Source organism: Flagellimonas sp. CMM7, from assembly GCF_021390195.1.
GTDB lineage: Bacteria > Bacteroidota > Bacteroidia > Flavobacteriales > Flavobacteriaceae > Flagellimonas.
Genome location: NZ_CP090003.1, coordinates 4113666 through 4131261 on the forward strand (window position 1 = coordinate 4113666; position 17596 = coordinate 4131261).

Sequence of the window (17596 nt, forward strand, 5' to 3'; positions counted from 1 at the left end):
TTTAATCTTCTTTTAAACTTTTTAATCGAAGTGTTACTGCATTTTTATGTGCCTGCAACCCCTCCGCTTCCGCCATTAACTCAATTGCATTGCCTATACCCAAAATACCTTGTTCCGTTATTTTCTGAAACGTCATACTCTTCATGAAGCTATCCAAATTTACACCACTATATTGTCTGGCATAACCATTTGTTGGTAACGTATGATTGGTGCCAGAAGCATAATCCCCAGCACTTTCAGGAGTATAGTTTCCTATAAATACTGAACCCGCATTGAACGTATTCTCTATGTAGAACTTCTCATTTTCTACACAGACAATATAGTGTTCAGGGGCGTATACATTAATCAAATCGATTGCCTTCTCATCGTTTTCTATTAAAATAAGCTTACTGTTTTTAATAGCTTTTTCTGCTATAACCATACGCGGAAGTGCCTTTATCTGATTTTCTATCTCTAAAGCCACATTATCCAATAGTCTTTCTGAGGTAGAAACCAAAATTACTTGACTATCTGCCCCGTGTTCAGCTTGACTCAATAGATCTGAAGCCACAAAAGAAGCGTTGGCTGTATCATCTGCAGCTACCAATAACTCGCTTGGGCCTGCTGGCATGTCTATAGCAACTCCATATTTTGTGGCCAATTGCTTAGCAACCGTTACATACTGATTGCCTGGACCAAATATTTTATAAACACTGGGAATACTTTCTGTTCCGAATGTCATCCCAGCAACAGCTTGTATTCCCCCTACTTTAAATATTTGGGTAACTCCGCAAAGATTAGCAGTATATAAAATTGTTGAATCTATTTCTCCTCTATCATTTGGAGGCGTGCATAGCACAATCTCTTTGCAACCGGCAATCTTGGCCGGAACTGCCAACATTAAAATTGTAGAAAATAGGGGTGCCGTGCCTCCTGGAATATACAACCCAACTTTTTGAATGGGTCTTTTCTCTTGCCAGCAAGAAACCCCCGGCATTGTTTCTAACGCTACCTTTTCGGTCTTTTGAACAGTATGAAATCTTTCAATATTACTCTTTGCTAAAGAAATAGCTTGCTTCAATTCTTCTGGAACTTGGTTGGAAGCTTTTTCAATTTCTTCTTTCGATACTAAAAAAGACTCCAAGCGGGCTTTATCAAACTTTTCCGTATAATCCCTGACCGCGGAATCCCCCAGAGCTTTTATTTCTTCAAAAATCCGAGTAACGGTTTCTTCAATATCAGAAACAGTTTGTGTAGGCCTTCTTAATAGCGCTTTCCATTTTTCTTTATTTGGATAAACAATTTTCTGCATAGCTTTTCAGAATCTTTTTTGATAGTGGTACCCTACCATTTGATAGCCTTGACTTTCCCAAAATTTTTGACCAGATTCGTTCTTTGTATAACAATTAAGCTCTGAACCTTTACAGCCAATGGATTTAGCATAATTGAAAATCCATTCCATCAGTTGTTTCCCTATACCCTTTCCTTGATATTCAGGTAGTATAAAAACATTATCAGGTTCAACATGTTTTCCAATGTAATATTTGGTCAATACCCACAAACCAGAAATACCAATAAGCTTGGAGCCTTCATAAATGCCTATACATTGATACCCATTTGAAAACATTTCTATCAATCTTTCATTCAAAATTTCAATAGGAATAGAAGGGTCAAGGTTGTTCAAAAACGGAATAATAACTTCTTTGTCCTTTTCTTCTATGAATATTATAGTATACATGTTACAACACCATTTTTTCAATTGGACAAACCAAAATCCCTTCTGCTCCAGCCAACTTTAATTCGTCTATAACCTCCCAAAAAGTGTCCTTCTTAATTACGGTATGTACTGAACTCCAACCTTCTTCAGCCAATGGCAAAACCGTTGGACTTCGCATTCCAGGTAATAAAGCAACAATCTTATCTAGTTTATCATTGGGCGCATTTAACAATACATACTTGTTTTGCCTTCCTTGCAATACTGATTTAATCCTAAATCGAAGCTTTTCTAAAATCTCTTTCCGTTCTTCAGAAATCTTTGGCGATACAGCCAATACTGCTTCGCTTTTTAAAATTACTTCAACTTCTTTCAAATTGTTTTTAAAGAGGGTGCTTCCACTGGAAACAATATCGCAAATACCATCCGCTAAACCAATATTGGGTGCTATCTCAACCGACCCATTGATAATATGCAGATCAGCGGTCACTCCTTTTGACTTTAAATAATCATTGACCGTATTTGGGTAGGAAGTAGCAATACGTTTACCTTCTAAATCCTGAACGGAATTATATGTTACAGCTTTAGGTACGGCCAAACAGACTCTGCATTTTGAAAAATTTAGTTTTTCAGCTATGGTAATGTCCGCTCCTTTTTCTACCAAAACGTTTTCTCCTAGGATAGCAATATCAACTACACCATCTCGCAGATATTGAGGAATATCACCATTTCTAAGATATAACACCTCTAAAGGAAAGTTGCGTGCCGTAGCCTTTAGTTGATCCTTACCATTATCTATGGAAATTCCGCAATCTTTTAAAAGCTTTAAGGAATCTTCGTTTAAACGTCCACTTTTTTGAACAGCAATTCTAATTTTAGTCATTACTTTAAATTTTGTTCGGAAACCAAACAGGCACAAAAACAAAACCCGTTTGATTTCTCAAACGGGTTAGAATATATTTTAAAAACAACAATACATTTCTATCTCGCCTGAGTGCAAGTATAAAAATGGTGATGATGTGTGTTTTTATTTCTCATTTCGATTTCAAAAGTAGAATATATTTTTATATCAAAAAAGAGTTATTTAGTTATTTCCTAAAATCAATGGTAAACCAGAGTCACCACTACCAACAATAACAACTTTTGAATTTGGAGATTTTGAAAGCTCTAAAGTAGCATCTATTCCTTTGTCCTGAAGTATTTTATCCGTTAGGGAGGCACTTAAAATACGGTTGGCGTCTGCCTTTCCTTGGGCTTCAATACGAACCTTTTCCGCTTCCTTGGAAGCTGTTACCAATCTAAATTCATATTCCAAAGATTCTTGTTCTTGCTTTAGCTTACGTTCTATAGCTTCTTTAATCGTAGGTGGCAACGTAACATCCCTTACAAGGACTTCATTTAATTGAATGTATTGCCCATCCACAATTTTCTTGGTTTCCTCAAAAATTTCTTGCTGAATAGCATCTCTTTTACTAGAATACAATTGCTCTGGAGTATAACGCCCAACAACACTTCTTGCCGCGGAACGAATGGTAGGAAGCAGTACACGCTCCACATAAGACTCGCCTTTTTCTTGGTGCAACTTCCCTAAATCTTCATATTTTGGTTGAAACCATGCAGAAGCATCCAGTTTTATTTCCAATCCATTAGAAGAAAGAACCTGCATTTTTTCAAATACCTCTTGTTGCCTTACTTCATAAACATAAACCCTGTTCCAAGGGGCAACCAAGTGAAAACCTTCTCCTAAAGCTGGTTGATCAGTTACTACACCGCCACCAAAAGTTTTATAAAGCACACCTGCTTCACCAGAACCAATGGTAATGGCTGATTTAGAAACTAAAATAACTACAAAAATTATGATTGCTATTACTGGTAATGCAATCTTTGGTAATCTATCCATGAATTTTATTTTATATTAATCCGTTAAATTTTCTGATAAACCACTCCAATGAGAGGGTCAAAACAATTATTCCGAGTAAGACTCGAAAATCGATTAAAGATACGACATTTTGCTTGCTCTTTTGTATTGGCACATACTGTTCGGCACTAGATAGATTCTTTATCAACAAATCTATATCAGTGGGAAAGTAAATATCTCCGTTTGTCTTATCCGCTAACTTTTCAAGCTTGCCATAATTTGAAGATATGCTTTGTTTTTCAGGATCAAAATCTAAGATTTTAAAAGCCCCCGAGCGTTTTTGATTTTCTCCCTCCACAGTAACTGTAAAATCATATTCGCCAGCATCCAAATCACTCAGATCAATTTCAAAAAAGGAACCTTTTAACAACATTGGAGCTTCTCTAGAAAAGTCATTTTGTTTTCCATCAATTTTTATACTGATATTGGAATTTGAATCAAAATTATAGCTTTCGTCAAAATAGGAGGCCCTAACCTTAGCAATACTGGAATCCTCAAATACTAGGTCAAAGTCCAATTCCAGTCTACTCTTTTGATTATCACTGGCCAAGTAAACCATCAGCTTGCCAATAAAGTCATCAAACTCCTTGAAGCTTTTGCTATTTCTATAAACTTGAGCCCGCCATTTCCAAATATTCTCTCCGAACAGGACTGCTTCTTTTTGCAGGTTCTCAGCAATAATGGTAAACAAGGGCTTGTCTAAATCTACTCCCCTAATCTGTTGAAATAGAATTGTCTCTCCATTTTTCTTGAGATCTATATCCCCTAAATTATTTTGCAAAGGTGGAAAGTCAACAACGTTGAAATCTCCAAGTCCAAAAATGGAAAAGGCATTGTTAAGGACTGGTATTATTTCTTCATTCTGATTAAAATTTTCTTTAAAGAAGCTTTGTTGCACTTGATTTAAAAAACCCCAATCTGTTTTCGTTCCTGTAATGGTAAAAGTATTCGCTCTTACTTTTGAAAGATACTCATATACACTTCTAAACCTACGATCAGGCTGGTACAGTATAAAAATATCTGTATCCTTAAACCTATCAACTGAAACTGTAGGCTTTAAAATAGTAACAGAACGCTGTTCGTTTGCTTCAATTGATTTTTTTATTGCTCCTATATCGGGATGTAGAATATCTGAGATAATGGCAACGTTGGTTTTCTCGTCAATGACTTCAATAGCCGATTCCTTGCTATTATTAGCGATGTTCTTTTCGTTTTCAAGAGGTTGAACATCTATTTTAATCGACTTTACTCCCACACTTTCTGCCACTAACAATGTATTTATAGTCTGGCTGCTCCTGTTTTTGCTCAGTTCAACATTCTCTCTGTAAACTGATTTTCCATCCAATGATATGGTCACTGTTCTTGAGACGGACCTTGATCCTTTATAAAGAATAGTAGCTTCAACAGGAAATTTGTTTTTGAGGAAAGCATAGGTGTTAACATTTAATCGCCCTATTGAAACATCTTCATAAGAAGTGGTATCACCAATTACTACGGGATTAACCGATAAGTCAGCGGCCAAGTTAATATACTCATAATCCTTTCCCAAGGTCTGATTACCATCAGTAAAAAGTAATACTGAATTGGTGCCATTCACAAATATCTCATCAACTGTTGAAAGTGCATTGGAAATATCTGTATTTTTTTTATCTAAACGCAATGAATCCGTTTGCTGAATCGCAGTTCCAAAAGTATATTGTTGAATAGAAAAGCGTTCTTTTAAATCTTCATTTTCCAAGACTTTTTGAACTTGACTTTCAACTGAGTTCTCTTCTGAAGCATCTTTCATGGAAGATGAATCATCCACCAAAACAATTAGATTGGCTTTCTCTAAAAAATAATCATGCCTTGTAAATTTTGGATTAATCAATAAGAGTAAAGCACAGAATAATGAGAGGAATCTAAGTCCTGCTAAAGTAATTTTAAGATTACCTTTTCTGGGGTTTTTATAAAGATATTGGAAAAATACGGTGGCAAGGGCAACAATTGCTGCCAAAATAATAAGAAGTACCGTGCGTATTTCCATTCATTTTAAGTTAACATACCGCCATCAACATTAAGAACCTGTCCTGTAACGTAACCAGATAAATCTGAAGCAAGGAACAAACAAGCGTTGGCAACATCTTCTGGACTTCCACCTCTCTTTAATGGAATGGCATCTCTCCATCCTTGAACAGTCTTTTCGTCTAATTTATCAGTCATTTCAGTTTCAATAAAACCTGGCGCAATGGCATTGCAACGAATGTTTCTTGATCCAATTTCCAATGCTACTGATTTGGTAAACCCAATCATTCCTGCCTTAGATGCTGCATAGTTGGCCTGTCCTGCATTTCCTTTCACACCTACTACACTGCTCATATTTATTATTGACCCTTTACGCTGTTTCAGCATAGTACGCTGAACGGCTTTGGTCATGTTGAAAACAGATTTTAAATTGATTTCTATAACCTTGTCAAAATCGTCCTCCCCCATTCTCATCAACAGGTTATCCTTAGTGATTCCCGCATTATTTATAAGTACATCAATACCATCAAAATCCTCCAGTACTTTTGCCACCAATTCTTCTGATTCCGAAAAACTTGCTGCATTACTTTTGTATGCTTTGGCTTTAACTCCCATATCAGAAAGTTCTTTTTCCAGCTCTAAAGCCGGTGCTTCGCTAGAACTGTAGGTAAAAGCCACATTAGCTCCATGTTGTCCAAATACTTGTGCTATTCCTTTTCCTATTCCTCTACTTGCTCCAGTAATGATTACATTTTTGCCCTCCAAAAGTTTCATAATATTCAAAATTTAGTAGTCTGGTTGATAATCAAATATAGTTTTTGTTTTACGTATTGACGAAAAAAAATCCCGCATTACACGGGATTTACAATAGTTTTAACGATTGGTTATCCAATCACTTCTTTTACTTTAACGCCTATCTCTGCTGGTGAATCTACTACATGGATACCGCATTCACTCATGATTCGTTTTTTAGCCTGAGCGGTATCATCGCTCCCCCCAACAATAGCGCCTGCATGCCCCATTGTTCTACCTGCAGGAGCAGTCTCACCTGCAATAAAACCAACAATAGGTTTTTTACTTCCACTTTCTTTATACCATTTGGCTGCATCTGCTTCCAATTGACCTCCAATCTCACCAATCATAACCACACATTCTGTCTCTGGGTCATTTATTAAAAGTTCTACGGCTTCTTTTGTTGTTGTCCCAATAATTGGATCTCCACCAATTCCAATAGCGGTAGTAATTCCTAATCCCTGTCGTACTACTTGATCTGCAGCTTCATATGTCAACGTTCCTGATTTAGAAACAATACCAACGTGTCCTTTTTTGAAAACAAAACCAGGCATGATACCTACTTTTGCTTCACCCGGAGTAATAACACCTGGACAGTTAGGACCAACCAGCGTACAGTCCATATTCTTGATATAGTCATTTGCCTTCACCATGTCGGCAACTGGAATTCCTTCTGTGATTGTAATAATCACCTTAATTCCAGCACTGGCAGCTTCCATTATAGCGTCTGCTGCAAAAGCTGGTGGCACAAAAATAATAGTTGTATCAGCTCCTACTTCTCTAACAGCATCTTCAACGGTATTAAAAACAGGTCTTTCCAAGTGCTCTTGTCCGCCTTTTCCTGGAGTAACACCACCTACAACATTGGTTCCATACTCAATCATCTGACCTGCATGGAAAGTTCCTTCGCTACCTGTGAAACCTTGAACAATTATTTTTGAATCTTTATTTACTAGAACACTCATATTTTTCTGATTATTACGCTGGACAAAAGTATGGTTTTGTCCATAATATTTAAAGTAATTTATTTGCTATTTCTTTTGGCATTCTTAAGTAATGAAGGAAGGTTTTTTATAGTTGCCAATTCTTTCATTTTTGCCCTAGCATTTGTTGCCGGGCTACCAAAATAAGTTTTTCCACCTTCCAAACTTTCCGCAATACCGGATTGTGCATACACCACTGCTCCCTTGCCAATGGTAATTCCACTAATTACTCCAACTTGTCCCCAAAGGGTTACCTCATCTTCAACAACTACACAGCCAGCTATTCCCGTATGGGAAGCAATCAGACATTTTTGACCTATTACGGTATCATGTCCAATTTGTATCTGATTGTCTAATTTAGACCCATGTTTTATGGTGGTGTCTCCTGTGACTCCCCTATCAATGGTGCAAGACGCACCTATATCTACATTATCCTCTATAATAACTCTTCCTCCAGAAAGTAACTTGTCGAACCCTTCAGGTCTATTTTTATAATAAAAAGCATCCGCTCCAAGCACCGTTCCACTGTGAATGGTAACATTATCACCAATAACACAATTATCATAAATGGAAACATTGGCATGGATAACACAGTTCTTTCCGATTTTTACGTGATTGCCAATAAAGGTGTTGGGTTGAATTATAGTACCGTCTCCAATTTCTGCTGTTTCTGCTATTGAACTGGAAGCACTTTTAAAAGGTTTAAAAAAATGAGTAAGCTTATTGAAATCTCTAAATGGATCATCAGAAATTAAAAGAGCTTTTCCCTCTGGGCATTCAACTTTTTTGTTGATGAGAACTACAGATGCCTTAGATTCCAGCGCTTTGTCATAATACTTCGGATGATCTACAAAAACGATATCACCTTGCTCCACTACATGGATTTCATTCATACCATGCACTGGGAAATCTGAATATCCAACAAACTCAGTATTAATTATTTCTGATATTTCTCTTAAAGTATAAGTTCTAGGGAATTTCATTCAGGCTATTCTTTTACCCTTTCCATGTAAGCGCCTTTTTCTGTATCAACTTTTATCTTGTCTCCTTCGTTAATAAAAAGAGGTACGTTGATTCTTGCGCCGGTTTCCACAGTGGCAGGTTTAGTTGCATTAGTGGCTGTATTTCCCTTAACACCAGGTTCGGTATGTGTCACTTCCAATATAACACTAGCTGGCATATCAACAGAAAGTGGCATGCTATCTTCTGTGTTAAACAAAATGGTGACTACTTGACCTTCTTTTAATAAGTCAGGGGCGTCCAATGAACTTTTCTCTAACGTAATTTGGTTATAGTCATCGGTATTCATAAAATGAAAAGTGTCCCCTTCTGCATACAGATATTGATAAGAGCGAGTTTCAACTCTTACATCATCAATTTTATGACCAGCTGAAAAGGTGTTGTCTATTACCTTTCCGGTAGTCACACTTTTAAGCTTAGTTCTGACAAAAGCAGGTCCTTTACCTGGTTTTACGTGGAGAAATTCAACAATTTTAAAAATATCATGGTTGTATTTAATACACAACCCTTTTCTTATATCTGAAGTACTTGCCATAAATTTTAATTTGAACTGAAATATCCTTTCATAATTCCTCTTTGTGAATCTCTTATAAATTGAAGGATTTCATCACGTTCAGGAGTTGCTTCCATTTCTGCTTCTATTATAGAGGCAGCTTGGGAATTGTTATAATTTCTTTGATAAAGTATTCGGTAAATATTTTGAACCTCTCTAATTTTATGCGCCTCAAATCCTCTTCTGCGCAACCCTATTGAATTGATACCAACATAAGAAAGAGGTTCTCTTGCTGCTTTTACAAATGGGGGCACATCTTTTCTTACCAACGAACCTCCGGTAACAAATGCATGATTGCCAATTGAAACGAATTGATGTACTGCGACCATGCCCGCTAAAACCACATTCTTCCCTATGGTCACATGTCCCGCCAATGTGGAATTGTTGCTAAAAATAGAACCATCACCTACAAAGCAATCATGGGCAACATGACAATAGGCCATTATTAAACAATTGTTTCCTATTACCGTTTTCATACGGTCAGAAGTACCTTTGTTTATGGTAGCACATTCACGAATAGTGGTATTGTTGCCAATATGTACAGTAGTTTCTTCTCCTTGGTATTTTAAATCTTGAGGTGTTGCAGAAATAACTGCTCCAGGAAAAATATTGCAATTTTTTCCAATACGAGCACCTTCCATTATGGTGACATTGGAGCCAATCCATGTCCCTTCACCAATGGTCACATTATTATGAATCGTAGTAAAAGGTTCTATGACAACATTCTTGGCAATCTTAGCACCAGGATGTACGTAAGCGAGGGGTTGATTCATTCTAGTCTTATTTTACTTTTATAATTTGAGCCATTATTTCTGCTTCTGAAACCAACTTGCCATTAGCATATGCTCTAGCTTGCATTTGACAAATACCTCTTCTTATAGGAGTCATTAAATCCAGTTTAAAAATAAGCGTATCTCCAGGTACAACCTGTTGTTTGTATTTTACATTATCTATCTTCAAAAGATAGGTCAGATAATTTTCAGGGTCTGGCACAGTGCTCAACACCAATATGCCTCCTGTTTGCGCCATTGCCTCTAATTGTAATACTCCAGGCATTACGGGTGCTCCAGGAAAATGCCCAACAAAAAAGGGTTCATTCATGGTGACATTCTTCATGCCTATTACATGCTCTTCTGATAACTCCAGAATCTTATCGACCAACAAGAAAGGTGGCCTATGAGGTAACATTTGCATTATCTGAGTAATATCCTTGACCGGTGTAGCATGCAAATCTACTTCCGGAACATAGTTTCTTCTTTCTTGCTTAATAATTTTTTTAAGCTTTTTTGCAAATTGGGTATTTACATAATGTCCTGGTTTATTAGCGATAACCTTTCCTCTAATCCTGGTTCCAGCAAGTGCTAAATCTCCAACCACATCCAACAATTTATGACGTGCAGCTTCATTGGGGTAATGTAGTGTCAAATTATCCAGTATCCCATTTGGTTTTACAGACAATTTCTTTTTATCAAAAGCCTTTTCCAATTTTTTCATAGTGGATTCAGATATTTCCTTGTCCACATAAACAATAGCGTTATTAAGATCACCGCCTTTAATCAAGCCATGTTCCAATAGCATTTCCAACTCATGTAGGAAACTAAAAGTACGAGCATCTGCAATTTCCTCTTTAAAGTCTGCAATTTTTTCCAAATTAGCATTTTGAGTACCCAAAACCTTAGTGCCAAAATCAACCATTGTAGTGATTTGATACTGATTTGAAGGGATTACGGTAATCTCACTGCCCGTGGCCTCATCTTTATAAGAAATAACATCTTTTACAACGTATTCTTCGCGGTCTTGTTCTTGCTCCACAATTCCAGCTTCTTCCAGAGCTTTAACAAAAAACTTTGAAGAACCATCCATAATTGGTGGTTCCGGTGCATTCAATTCAATAACAACGTTATCAATGCCAAGACCTACCAAAGCAGCCAGAACATGTTCTGAAGTTTGAATTTTAACCCCATTCTTTTCCAGGTTGGTGCCACGTTGTGTATTAACAACGTAATTTGCATCAGCTTCAATAATGGGTTCTCCTTCAAGATCAACTCTTTTAAAGGCAAATCCATGATTTACTTTTGCTGGAACAAAAGTCATGGTGACATTCTCCCCTGTATGTAACCCTACTCCCTCTAGTGTTACTTTATTTTTTATTGTGCATTGTTTATTCACCTTCAGCTTTTTTTTCAAGGTTGGTGATTGAATTTACCAGCTTTGGTAAATTTTTAAAATGTACGTATGATTTATTGTAATCGCCATAGTTTAATGCTGGCGACCCTTGAAGCACTTCATCGTCCTTCACATTTCTGCCAATTCCTGATTGGGCCTGTATTCTCACTCTATCACCTATGGTAATATGCCCCACGATACCCACTTGCCCGCCAATAAGGCAATGTTTGCCAATTTTGGTAGAACCCGCAATCCCCGTTTGGGCGGCAATAGCTGTATGTTCTCCAATTTCAACATTATGTGCAATTTGGATTTGATTATCCAACTTTACACCTTTTCTAAGTACAGTTGAACCCAATGTGGCCCTATCTATAGTTGTACCAGCTCCAACGTCAACGTTATCTTCTAAAACAACGTTTCCCGTCTGGGGGACTTTGCTATATTCTCCTTTTTCGTTTGGAGTAAATCCGAAGCCATCTGCTCCGATAATTGCTCCACTATGAATCACACAATTATCACCTACAATAGATTCTGAATATATTTTTGAGCCGGCAAAGACCATCACGTTATCCCCTATGGTAACGTTGTCACCAATATATACATTCGGGTAAATCTTCACATTCTTTCCTATCTCCACGTTATCTCCTAAATAAGAAAAGGCTCCAAGGTAAAACCCATCACCATACACAACACTTTCTGAAACAAAAGCTGGTGTTTCAATACCTACCTTATTATTCTTCACCTGATTGTAATATTCCAACAATTTGGAAAAGGACTTATACGCATCTTCTACCTTTATTAAGGTAGTCGACAAATCTTGTTCAGGAACAAAATCCTTGTTTACGATAGTTATAGAAGCTTTAGTGGAATAAATAAAAGAAGTGTATTTTGGGTTTGCCAAAAACGTAAGAGAACCTTTTTCTCCTTCTTCTATTTTAGATAGTTTGTGTACAGCAATCTGAGGATTTCCCTCAACTTCTCCCTCTAAAATTCCGGCAATTTGGGTGGCGGTAAATTTCATTTCAGCAAAAGTAACAAAATTTGTTAAACAGGTTCTTTTGGATAGCAGCTATAATATTTTGTCACCGTTTTGGAAAGTGCTTTCAAGCTAAGTTGGTCGGATTCCTTCAAAACATCTGTGACCTTTCCGCTTTTCTTTAGAATATTTATGGTTTGATGGTTTTCACTGTAAGCTTTATTTGTAATCTCTCCCCCAAACACAAAATATTCAGCTTCTTCCTTTGTAATACCATGGTTCTGAACTACGTCATTAAGTTTTTCCTCAAGTTTTTGTGAATCAATAGGCTTATTCTTAATCTTTACATTTAACAAAGTTCTGTTGAGAAGCATTTTACACATTCTAGAAAGCACAAAATCATCATGAAACTGCCATGATTTTATGGCACTCATAATATCAATGTCATCTAATTGTGCAAATTTCTCCAACATTTGAGAACTAAAGTTGATAGCAGTATTCTTGCCAAGAAAAAATAGAAAGGCCTGACTTCCTTCCAATTCTTTTCCCATTTCTAAAAGTTCGCGAGAACGGCGCATGATACGAACTAGTAACTGTTCTGCAACCAGCCCTGTTTTATGAAGGTAAACTTGCCAATACATAAATCTACGGGCCATTAAAAACTTCTCCACTGCATAGATTCCCTTTTCCTCCACTACCAAATGCCCATCAACAACATTCAACATAGAAATAAGTCTTTCAGAATTTATGTTTCCTTCGGTCACTCCAGAATAAAAACTGTCCCTTTTCAAATAATCCAATCTGTCCATATCTAATTGGCTAGACACCAATTGGTTCATAAATGGCTTGGGGTACTCTCCTTTAAAGATGGCGATTGCCGTATCTAAACCACTATTGAATTCCCTGTTCAGTTCCTTCATAAACTCCAAAGAGATTTCTTCATGGCTTAAATTTGGAATTACAAACCCTTCCAGTGCATGGGAAAAGGGACCGTGTCCAATATCATGCAATAAAATAGCACAAAGCAAGCCTGTTTCTTCATCTGGGCTAATCTCAATATTTTTCCATTTGAGGATCTGTATTGCTTTGGTCATCAGATGCATACTCCCAAGCGCATGATGAAATCTTGTATGGTGCGCACCGGGGTAAACCAGATAAGACATGCCCATTTGCGAAATCCTTCGCAATCTTTGAAAGTATGGATGAGCTATTAGACTAAAAATAAGTTCATTTGGAGTTCCAATAAAACCGTAAATTGGATCGTTAAAGACTTTAAGCTTATTGGTTTGAGCCAAGGAAGTTTGTTTTAATTACACAAAGATAACTACTATATGAACAAGATCACCATTCTATGGGTCGATGACGAGATCGATCTGTTAAAACCTCATATCCTTTTTCTTGAAAACAAAAACTATAAAGTAGTTACCAGTCAAAGTGGTCAAGATGCATTGGAAGAAATAAAAAACACCTTTTTTGATATTGTATTTTTAGATGAAAATATGCCTGGGCTTTCTGGTTTGGAAACCTTGACAGAAATTAAAAAACATGATGCTTCCATACCCGTGGTAATGATTACTAAAAGTGAGGAAGAATATATTATGGATGAGGCGATAGGCTCTAAAATTGCTGACTACCTTATTAAGCCCGTAAATCCAAATCAAATATTACTATCCTTAAAAAAGAGTTTGGATAATTCTCGTTTGGTTTCAGAAAAGACTACTTCAAACTATCAACAGGAGTTTCGAAAAATAGCTATGGACCTGTCCATGGTCAACAGCCATGAAGAATGGGCAGAACTTTATAAAAAACTTATTTACTGGGAACTTCAGTTAGAAGAAATTGAGGATTCTGGAATGTTTGAAATTTTGGAATCTCAAAAGGTTGAAGCCAATTCTCAGTTCAGCAAATTTGTGGACAAGAACTATGGTGATTGGTTTAAGGACGGCGATGGTCCGGTTATGTCCCATACCCTTTTCAGAAAAAAGATTCAACCAGAACTGGATGGGAACAAGACGTTATTAGTTGTAATTGATAATTTACGATATGATCAATGGGTGGCTTTTGAAGAAACACTAGCAGTTCATTATAAGAAAAAACAAGAAGGTTCCTATTATAGCATTCTTCCAACGGCAACGCAATATGCCAGAAATGCAATTTTCTCTGGCCTGATGCCTTTGGATATGGAAAAACAACATCCAAACTGGTGGAAAAACGATACGGATGAGGGTGGCAAAAATTTGTATGAAGCAGAATTTTTAGGAGCCCAACTAAAACGATTGGGGTTAAACCTAAAATGGGAATATCATAAAATCAGTAGCCTTCGTCAAGGTAAGCAGTTGGTACAAAACTTTAAATCTCAGAAGGATAATGACCTAACTGTATTAGTATATAATTTTGTGGACATGCTTTCCCACTCCAAAACAGAGATGGAAGTCATTAAAGAATTAGCTTCTAATGACAAAGCATATCGCTCTCTAACTTTAAGTTGGTTTAAGAATTCACCGTTGTTAGAAATAATTCAACAAGCACAGAATATGGGAATGAAATTGGTCTTAACCACGGACCATGGAACCATTAATGTAAAACAACCCTCCAAGGTAATCGGCGATAGAGAAACCAGCCTTAATCTAAGGTATAAAACGGGAAGAAGCCTTACGTATGAGGACAAAGATGTACTCGCCACCAAAAACCCGCAGAGCATCCATTTACCAAATATCAATTTAAGCAGCTGCTATATTTTTGCCAAAAATGATTTGTTTTTCGCGTATCCAAACAACTACAACCATTATGTGGGTTATTACAGAAACACATATCAACATGGTGGTGTATCATTAGAGGAAATCATTGTTCCTTTTGTAGTTTTGGACCCAAAATAGAATACTTTGAAAATTACGTTTCAGCTAGACGAGTTACATAAGGTCGCTAAAAGTTTTTTAAAAAACACAAAAGGAAAGGTTGTTTGTTTTCATGGAGAAATGGGTGCGGGCAAAACCACCTTGATAAAAGCTTTAGTACAAGAACTTGGAGGAATTGACTTAGCGAACAGCCCTACTTTTGGTTTGGTTAATGAATATCAAAATAAAAATAACGAGCTTCTGGCCTTTCATTTTGATTTTTATAGAATAGAAAATGAAGTGGAAGCTTTGGATCTTGGCTTTGAAGATTATCTCAATTCCACTGCCTGGTTATTTATAGAATGGCCAGAAAAAATTGCACCATTACTCCCTGAAGATGCTGTATCTGTTTACTTACAGTTTATCGATGAAAACACTCGCTCAATCGAGTTTAGTCTAGATTGATTCTATTAAAACATATCTTCTCCTCAGTTTCGATGAACTGCAAATCTGTCGGTAAAAAGCACTCTTTACGGGATTAAATGCAATTTTTATCGGTGAAATGCATTGTGGGTAGGGAAATTTTCCTACATTTGTTCTTGAAATGAATTCATTTATTAACCAAAAACTCTTTTACGATGAACACTAAAAGACTATTTTTTGGATTACTAGCTGTTGCTTTTTTGGCGATGACTGCGGTTTCTACTGACGTTATCAATGTTGATGAGGATCAGACAGTAAACATTGACAAAAAGAAATTTGTGAGAGATCGCTAATTTCTTTATCATTAATTCTAACGAAAGCCCTGCAAATAATTGTGGGGCTTTTTTATTACAATAAATCACTGTATTTACAGTTATCCTTATATTATGAATGGAAGAAAACAGATAAGAAACAAGTTAATACTTGAGGGTTTACTTGCTTTGTTTATTGCGATAACGCCATTAATTTTTTATTCACATAAATATATAGCAGACGGTGAGCAAGAAATTAACATTTTGTTTTTTACATTGACTCCTAATGGTTTTGCAGATGCTGGAACGGCGTTGTATTATTATCTTATCAAGCTAGTTCCCTTAGTGCTTCTTATTTTTTGGTTTGTCACCTGTAAAAATTGGTGGTATCATAGTATCTTGATTCCTATCTCAATGTATGCATTTCAGTTATATGCTGTATTTACATCCGATTCTACCAAAATTGATGAAAATGAAGTTTTATATGTTGTAGCAGTTACTATGGTGATAGTCCCTGTGGTATATTTTATAAGAATAAAGTTATTTGATAAACATGTTCACGGGATAGACTTAGATTCAATGGACACCGAACTCCAAATATTAAAGGAAAAAGAAGAACTCCGAAAAGAACGTGAGAAACTAGAACAGCGGCAACATACCCTTTCAAAAAAGATGTAAATTTGCTATTATGCTTTTCTAGCATTATTTTCAGATTTTCATTTTATGAATCAACCATCTTCCCCTTTTAGTAAACAACAACTCTTACCCCAAGAAGAAACCTTAGAGATTCTAAAACAAAAAGGAGAACTTTTTATTGGCCTTCCCAAAGAAAATCAGTATCAAGAGAAGCGCATATGCCTTACCCCGGATGCCGTTAATGCGATTACTGCGCATGGACATCGGGTGTTGATTGAATCTGGTGCTGGAGATGGCGCCAATTTTTCAGATGCAGATTACACCAACGCAGGTGGAGAGATAACCCGAGATACCAAAAAAGTATTTTCATGTCCGCTAATTCTCAAGGTGGAACCTCCTACGCTATCAGAAATTGATTTGCTCAACCCGCAGACCATAATCATTTCTGCACTTCAGATTAAAACACAGTCCAAACAGTACTTTGAGGCCATGGCCAAAAAAAGACTGACTGCAATTGCTTTTGAATACATAAGAGATGAGGATGGAAAATATCCTGCTGTACGATCACTGAGTGAAATTGCTGGTATTTCTTCTATCTTAATAGCAGCAGAATTAATGGCGACTACCAATAAGGGCAATGGCTTAATGTTTGGTAATATAAGTGGTGTTCCTCCAGTTGAAGTGGTGATTATTGGAGCTGGTACTGTTGGCGAATTTGCGGCGCGCTCTGCCCTTGGACTTGGGGCAAATATTAAGATATTTGACAATTCCATAACCAAGCTTCGGAATATTCAGACCAACCTTAACCAAACCGTATACACCTCCACCATTCAACCCAAAAATCTTTTGAAGTCTCTTAAGCGCTGTGATGTTGCCATTGGTGCCACCCGGGGACAAGACCGCTCCCCTATTGTAGTCTCTAGTACCATGGTGGAAAATATGAAGAAAGGTGCAGTAGTTATTGATGTAAGTATTGATATGGGCGGCTGTTTTGAGACCTCCGAAGTCACCAGTCATGACAAGCCAACTGTAGAAAAATTTGATGTGATTCATTATGGGGTTCCTAATATTCCATCAAGATATCCACGAACATCATCGATATCCATCAGTAATATATTTACGCCATATTTATTAAAAATTGGTGAAGATGGTGGGCTGGAACATTCGCTTCGTTTTGACAAAGGGTTACGCAACGGTCTCTATATGTACCACGGCATTTTGACCAATAAATCTGTTGGAGACTGGTTTGGGCTTACCTATAATGATATTAATTTTCTTATTTTTTAA

General features: G+C 36.8%; 18 protein-coding genes. 5 read left to right on the top strand and 13 right to left on the bottom strand.

What is annotated here, in order from left to right; all coding sequences use genetic code 11:
- Position 1: 1 nt before the first annotated feature.
- The 13 genes from hisD to LV704_RS18700 all read right to left on the bottom strand — a co-directional run bounded on the left by hisD (position 2) and on the right by LV704_RS18700 (position 13400).
- Positions 2 to 1291 (bottom strand): histidinol dehydrogenase, encoded by a 1290-nt coding sequence (gene hisD, locus LV704_RS18640; RefSeq protein WP_163422175.1) that lies wholly within the window; start codon positions 1289 to 1291, stop codon positions 2 to 4.
- A gap of 6 nt (positions 1292 to 1297) precedes the next feature.
- Complete coding sequence (locus LV704_RS18645; protein WP_163422174.1) at positions 1298 to 1717, bottom strand: GNAT family N-acetyltransferase; 420 nt, start codon at positions 1715 to 1717, stop codon at positions 1298 to 1300.
- A gap of 1 nt (position 1718) precedes the next feature.
- Positions 1719 to 2576 carry an ATP phosphoribosyltransferase gene (gene hisG / locus LV704_RS18650; RefSeq protein WP_163422173.1) on the bottom strand — a complete coding sequence of 286 codons (858 nt, stop codon included), beginning with the start codon at positions 2574 to 2576 and terminating at the stop codon, positions 1719 to 1721.
- Between the two features lie 201 nt (positions 2577 to 2777).
- Entirely contained in the window at positions 2778 to 3593 is an 816-nt protein-coding gene (locus LV704_RS18655; RefSeq protein ID WP_163422172.1) for a prohibitin family protein, read from the bottom strand.
- 10 nt (positions 3594 to 3603) lie between these two features.
- On the bottom strand, positions 3604 to 5637 hold the full coding sequence (locus tag LV704_RS18660) for a VWA domain-containing protein (RefSeq protein WP_163422171.1): 2034 nt from the start codon (positions 5635 to 5637) through the stop codon (positions 3604 to 3606).
- Between the two features lie 5 nt (positions 5638 to 5642).
- Complete coding sequence (fabG, locus tag LV704_RS18665; RefSeq protein WP_163422170.1) at positions 5643 to 6389, bottom strand: 3-oxoacyl-[acyl-carrier-protein] reductase; 747 nt, start codon at positions 6387 to 6389, stop codon at positions 5643 to 5645.
- A gap of 110 nt (positions 6390 to 6499) precedes the next feature.
- Complete coding sequence (gene sucD / locus LV704_RS18670; RefSeq protein WP_163422169.1) at positions 6500 to 7372, bottom strand: succinate--CoA ligase subunit alpha; 873 nt, start codon at positions 7370 to 7372, stop codon at positions 6500 to 6502.
- Positions 7373 to 7431: 59 nt separating this feature from the next.
- Positions 7432 to 8373, bottom strand: a complete 942-nt coding sequence (lpxD, locus tag LV704_RS18675) for a UDP-3-O-(3-hydroxymyristoyl)glucosamine N-acyltransferase (protein ID WP_163422168.1) — start codon at positions 8371 to 8373, stop codon at positions 7432 to 7434.
- 5 nt (positions 8374 to 8378) lie between these two features.
- Complete coding sequence (efp, locus tag LV704_RS18680; protein WP_163422167.1) at positions 8379 to 8945, bottom strand: elongation factor P; 567 nt, start codon at positions 8943 to 8945, stop codon at positions 8379 to 8381.
- A 5-nt stretch (positions 8946 to 8950) separates the two neighbouring features.
- The gene (gene lpxA / locus LV704_RS18685; RefSeq protein ID WP_163422166.1) at positions 8951 to 9736 is read right to left on the bottom strand and encodes an acyl-ACP--UDP-N-acetylglucosamine O-acyltransferase; all 786 of its coding nucleotides are present in this window, start codon (positions 9734 to 9736) and stop codon (positions 8951 to 8953) included.
- Between the two features lie 7 nt (positions 9737 to 9743).
- The gene (locus LV704_RS18690; protein WP_163422165.1) at positions 9744 to 11132 is read right to left on the bottom strand and encodes a bifunctional UDP-3-O-[3-hydroxymyristoyl] N-acetylglucosamine deacetylase/3-hydroxyacyl-ACP dehydratase; all 1389 of its coding nucleotides are present in this window, start codon (positions 11130 to 11132) and stop codon (positions 9744 to 9746) included.
- A complete protein-coding gene (gene lpxD, locus LV704_RS18695; protein WP_163422164.1) occupies positions 11125 to 12150 on the bottom strand; it encodes a UDP-3-O-(3-hydroxymyristoyl)glucosamine N-acyltransferase in 1026 nt (341 codons plus the stop codon). Before lpxD (LV704_RS18695) ends, LV704_RS18690 begins: the two co-directional genes overlap by 8 nt.
- A 23-nt stretch (positions 12151 to 12173) precedes the next feature.
- Positions 12174 to 13400: an HD domain-containing protein gene (locus tag LV704_RS18700; protein ID WP_163422163.1), complete on the bottom strand. Its 1227-nt coding sequence runs from the start codon at positions 13398 to 13400 to the stop codon at positions 12174 to 12176.
- A 36-nt stretch (positions 13401 to 13436) separates the two neighbouring features.
- Here LV704_RS18700 and LV704_RS18705 point away from each other — a divergent pair, with 36 nt between their 5' ends.
- From LV704_RS18705 to LV704_RS18725, 5 genes are all read left to right on the top strand, one after another.
- On the top strand, positions 13437 to 14981 hold the full coding sequence (locus LV704_RS18705; protein WP_163422162.1) for a PglZ domain-containing protein: 1545 nt from the start codon (positions 13437 to 13439) through the stop codon (positions 14979 to 14981).
- A 6-nt stretch (positions 14982 to 14987) separates the two neighbouring features.
- Positions 14988 to 15404, top strand: a complete 417-nt coding sequence (tsaE, locus tag LV704_RS18710) for a tRNA (adenosine(37)-N6)-threonylcarbamoyltransferase complex ATPase subunit type 1 TsaE (RefSeq protein WP_163422161.1) — start codon at positions 14988 to 14990, stop codon at positions 15402 to 15404.
- Positions 15405 to 15577: 173 nt separating this feature from the next.
- The gene (locus LV704_RS18715) at positions 15578 to 15715 is read left to right on the top strand and encodes a hypothetical protein (RefSeq protein ID WP_163422160.1); all 138 of its coding nucleotides are present in this window, start codon (positions 15578 to 15580) and stop codon (positions 15713 to 15715) included.
- A gap of 93 nt (positions 15716 to 15808) precedes the next feature.
- Positions 15809 to 16351 carry a hypothetical protein gene (locus LV704_RS18720; protein WP_163422159.1) on the top strand — a complete coding sequence of 181 codons (543 nt, stop codon included), beginning with the start codon at positions 15809 to 15811 and terminating at the stop codon, positions 16349 to 16351.
- 45 nt (positions 16352 to 16396) lie between these two features.
- Positions 16397 to 17596 (top strand): alanine dehydrogenase, encoded by a 1200-nt coding sequence (locus LV704_RS18725; RefSeq protein ID WP_163422158.1) that lies wholly within the window; start codon positions 16397 to 16399, stop codon positions 17594 to 17596.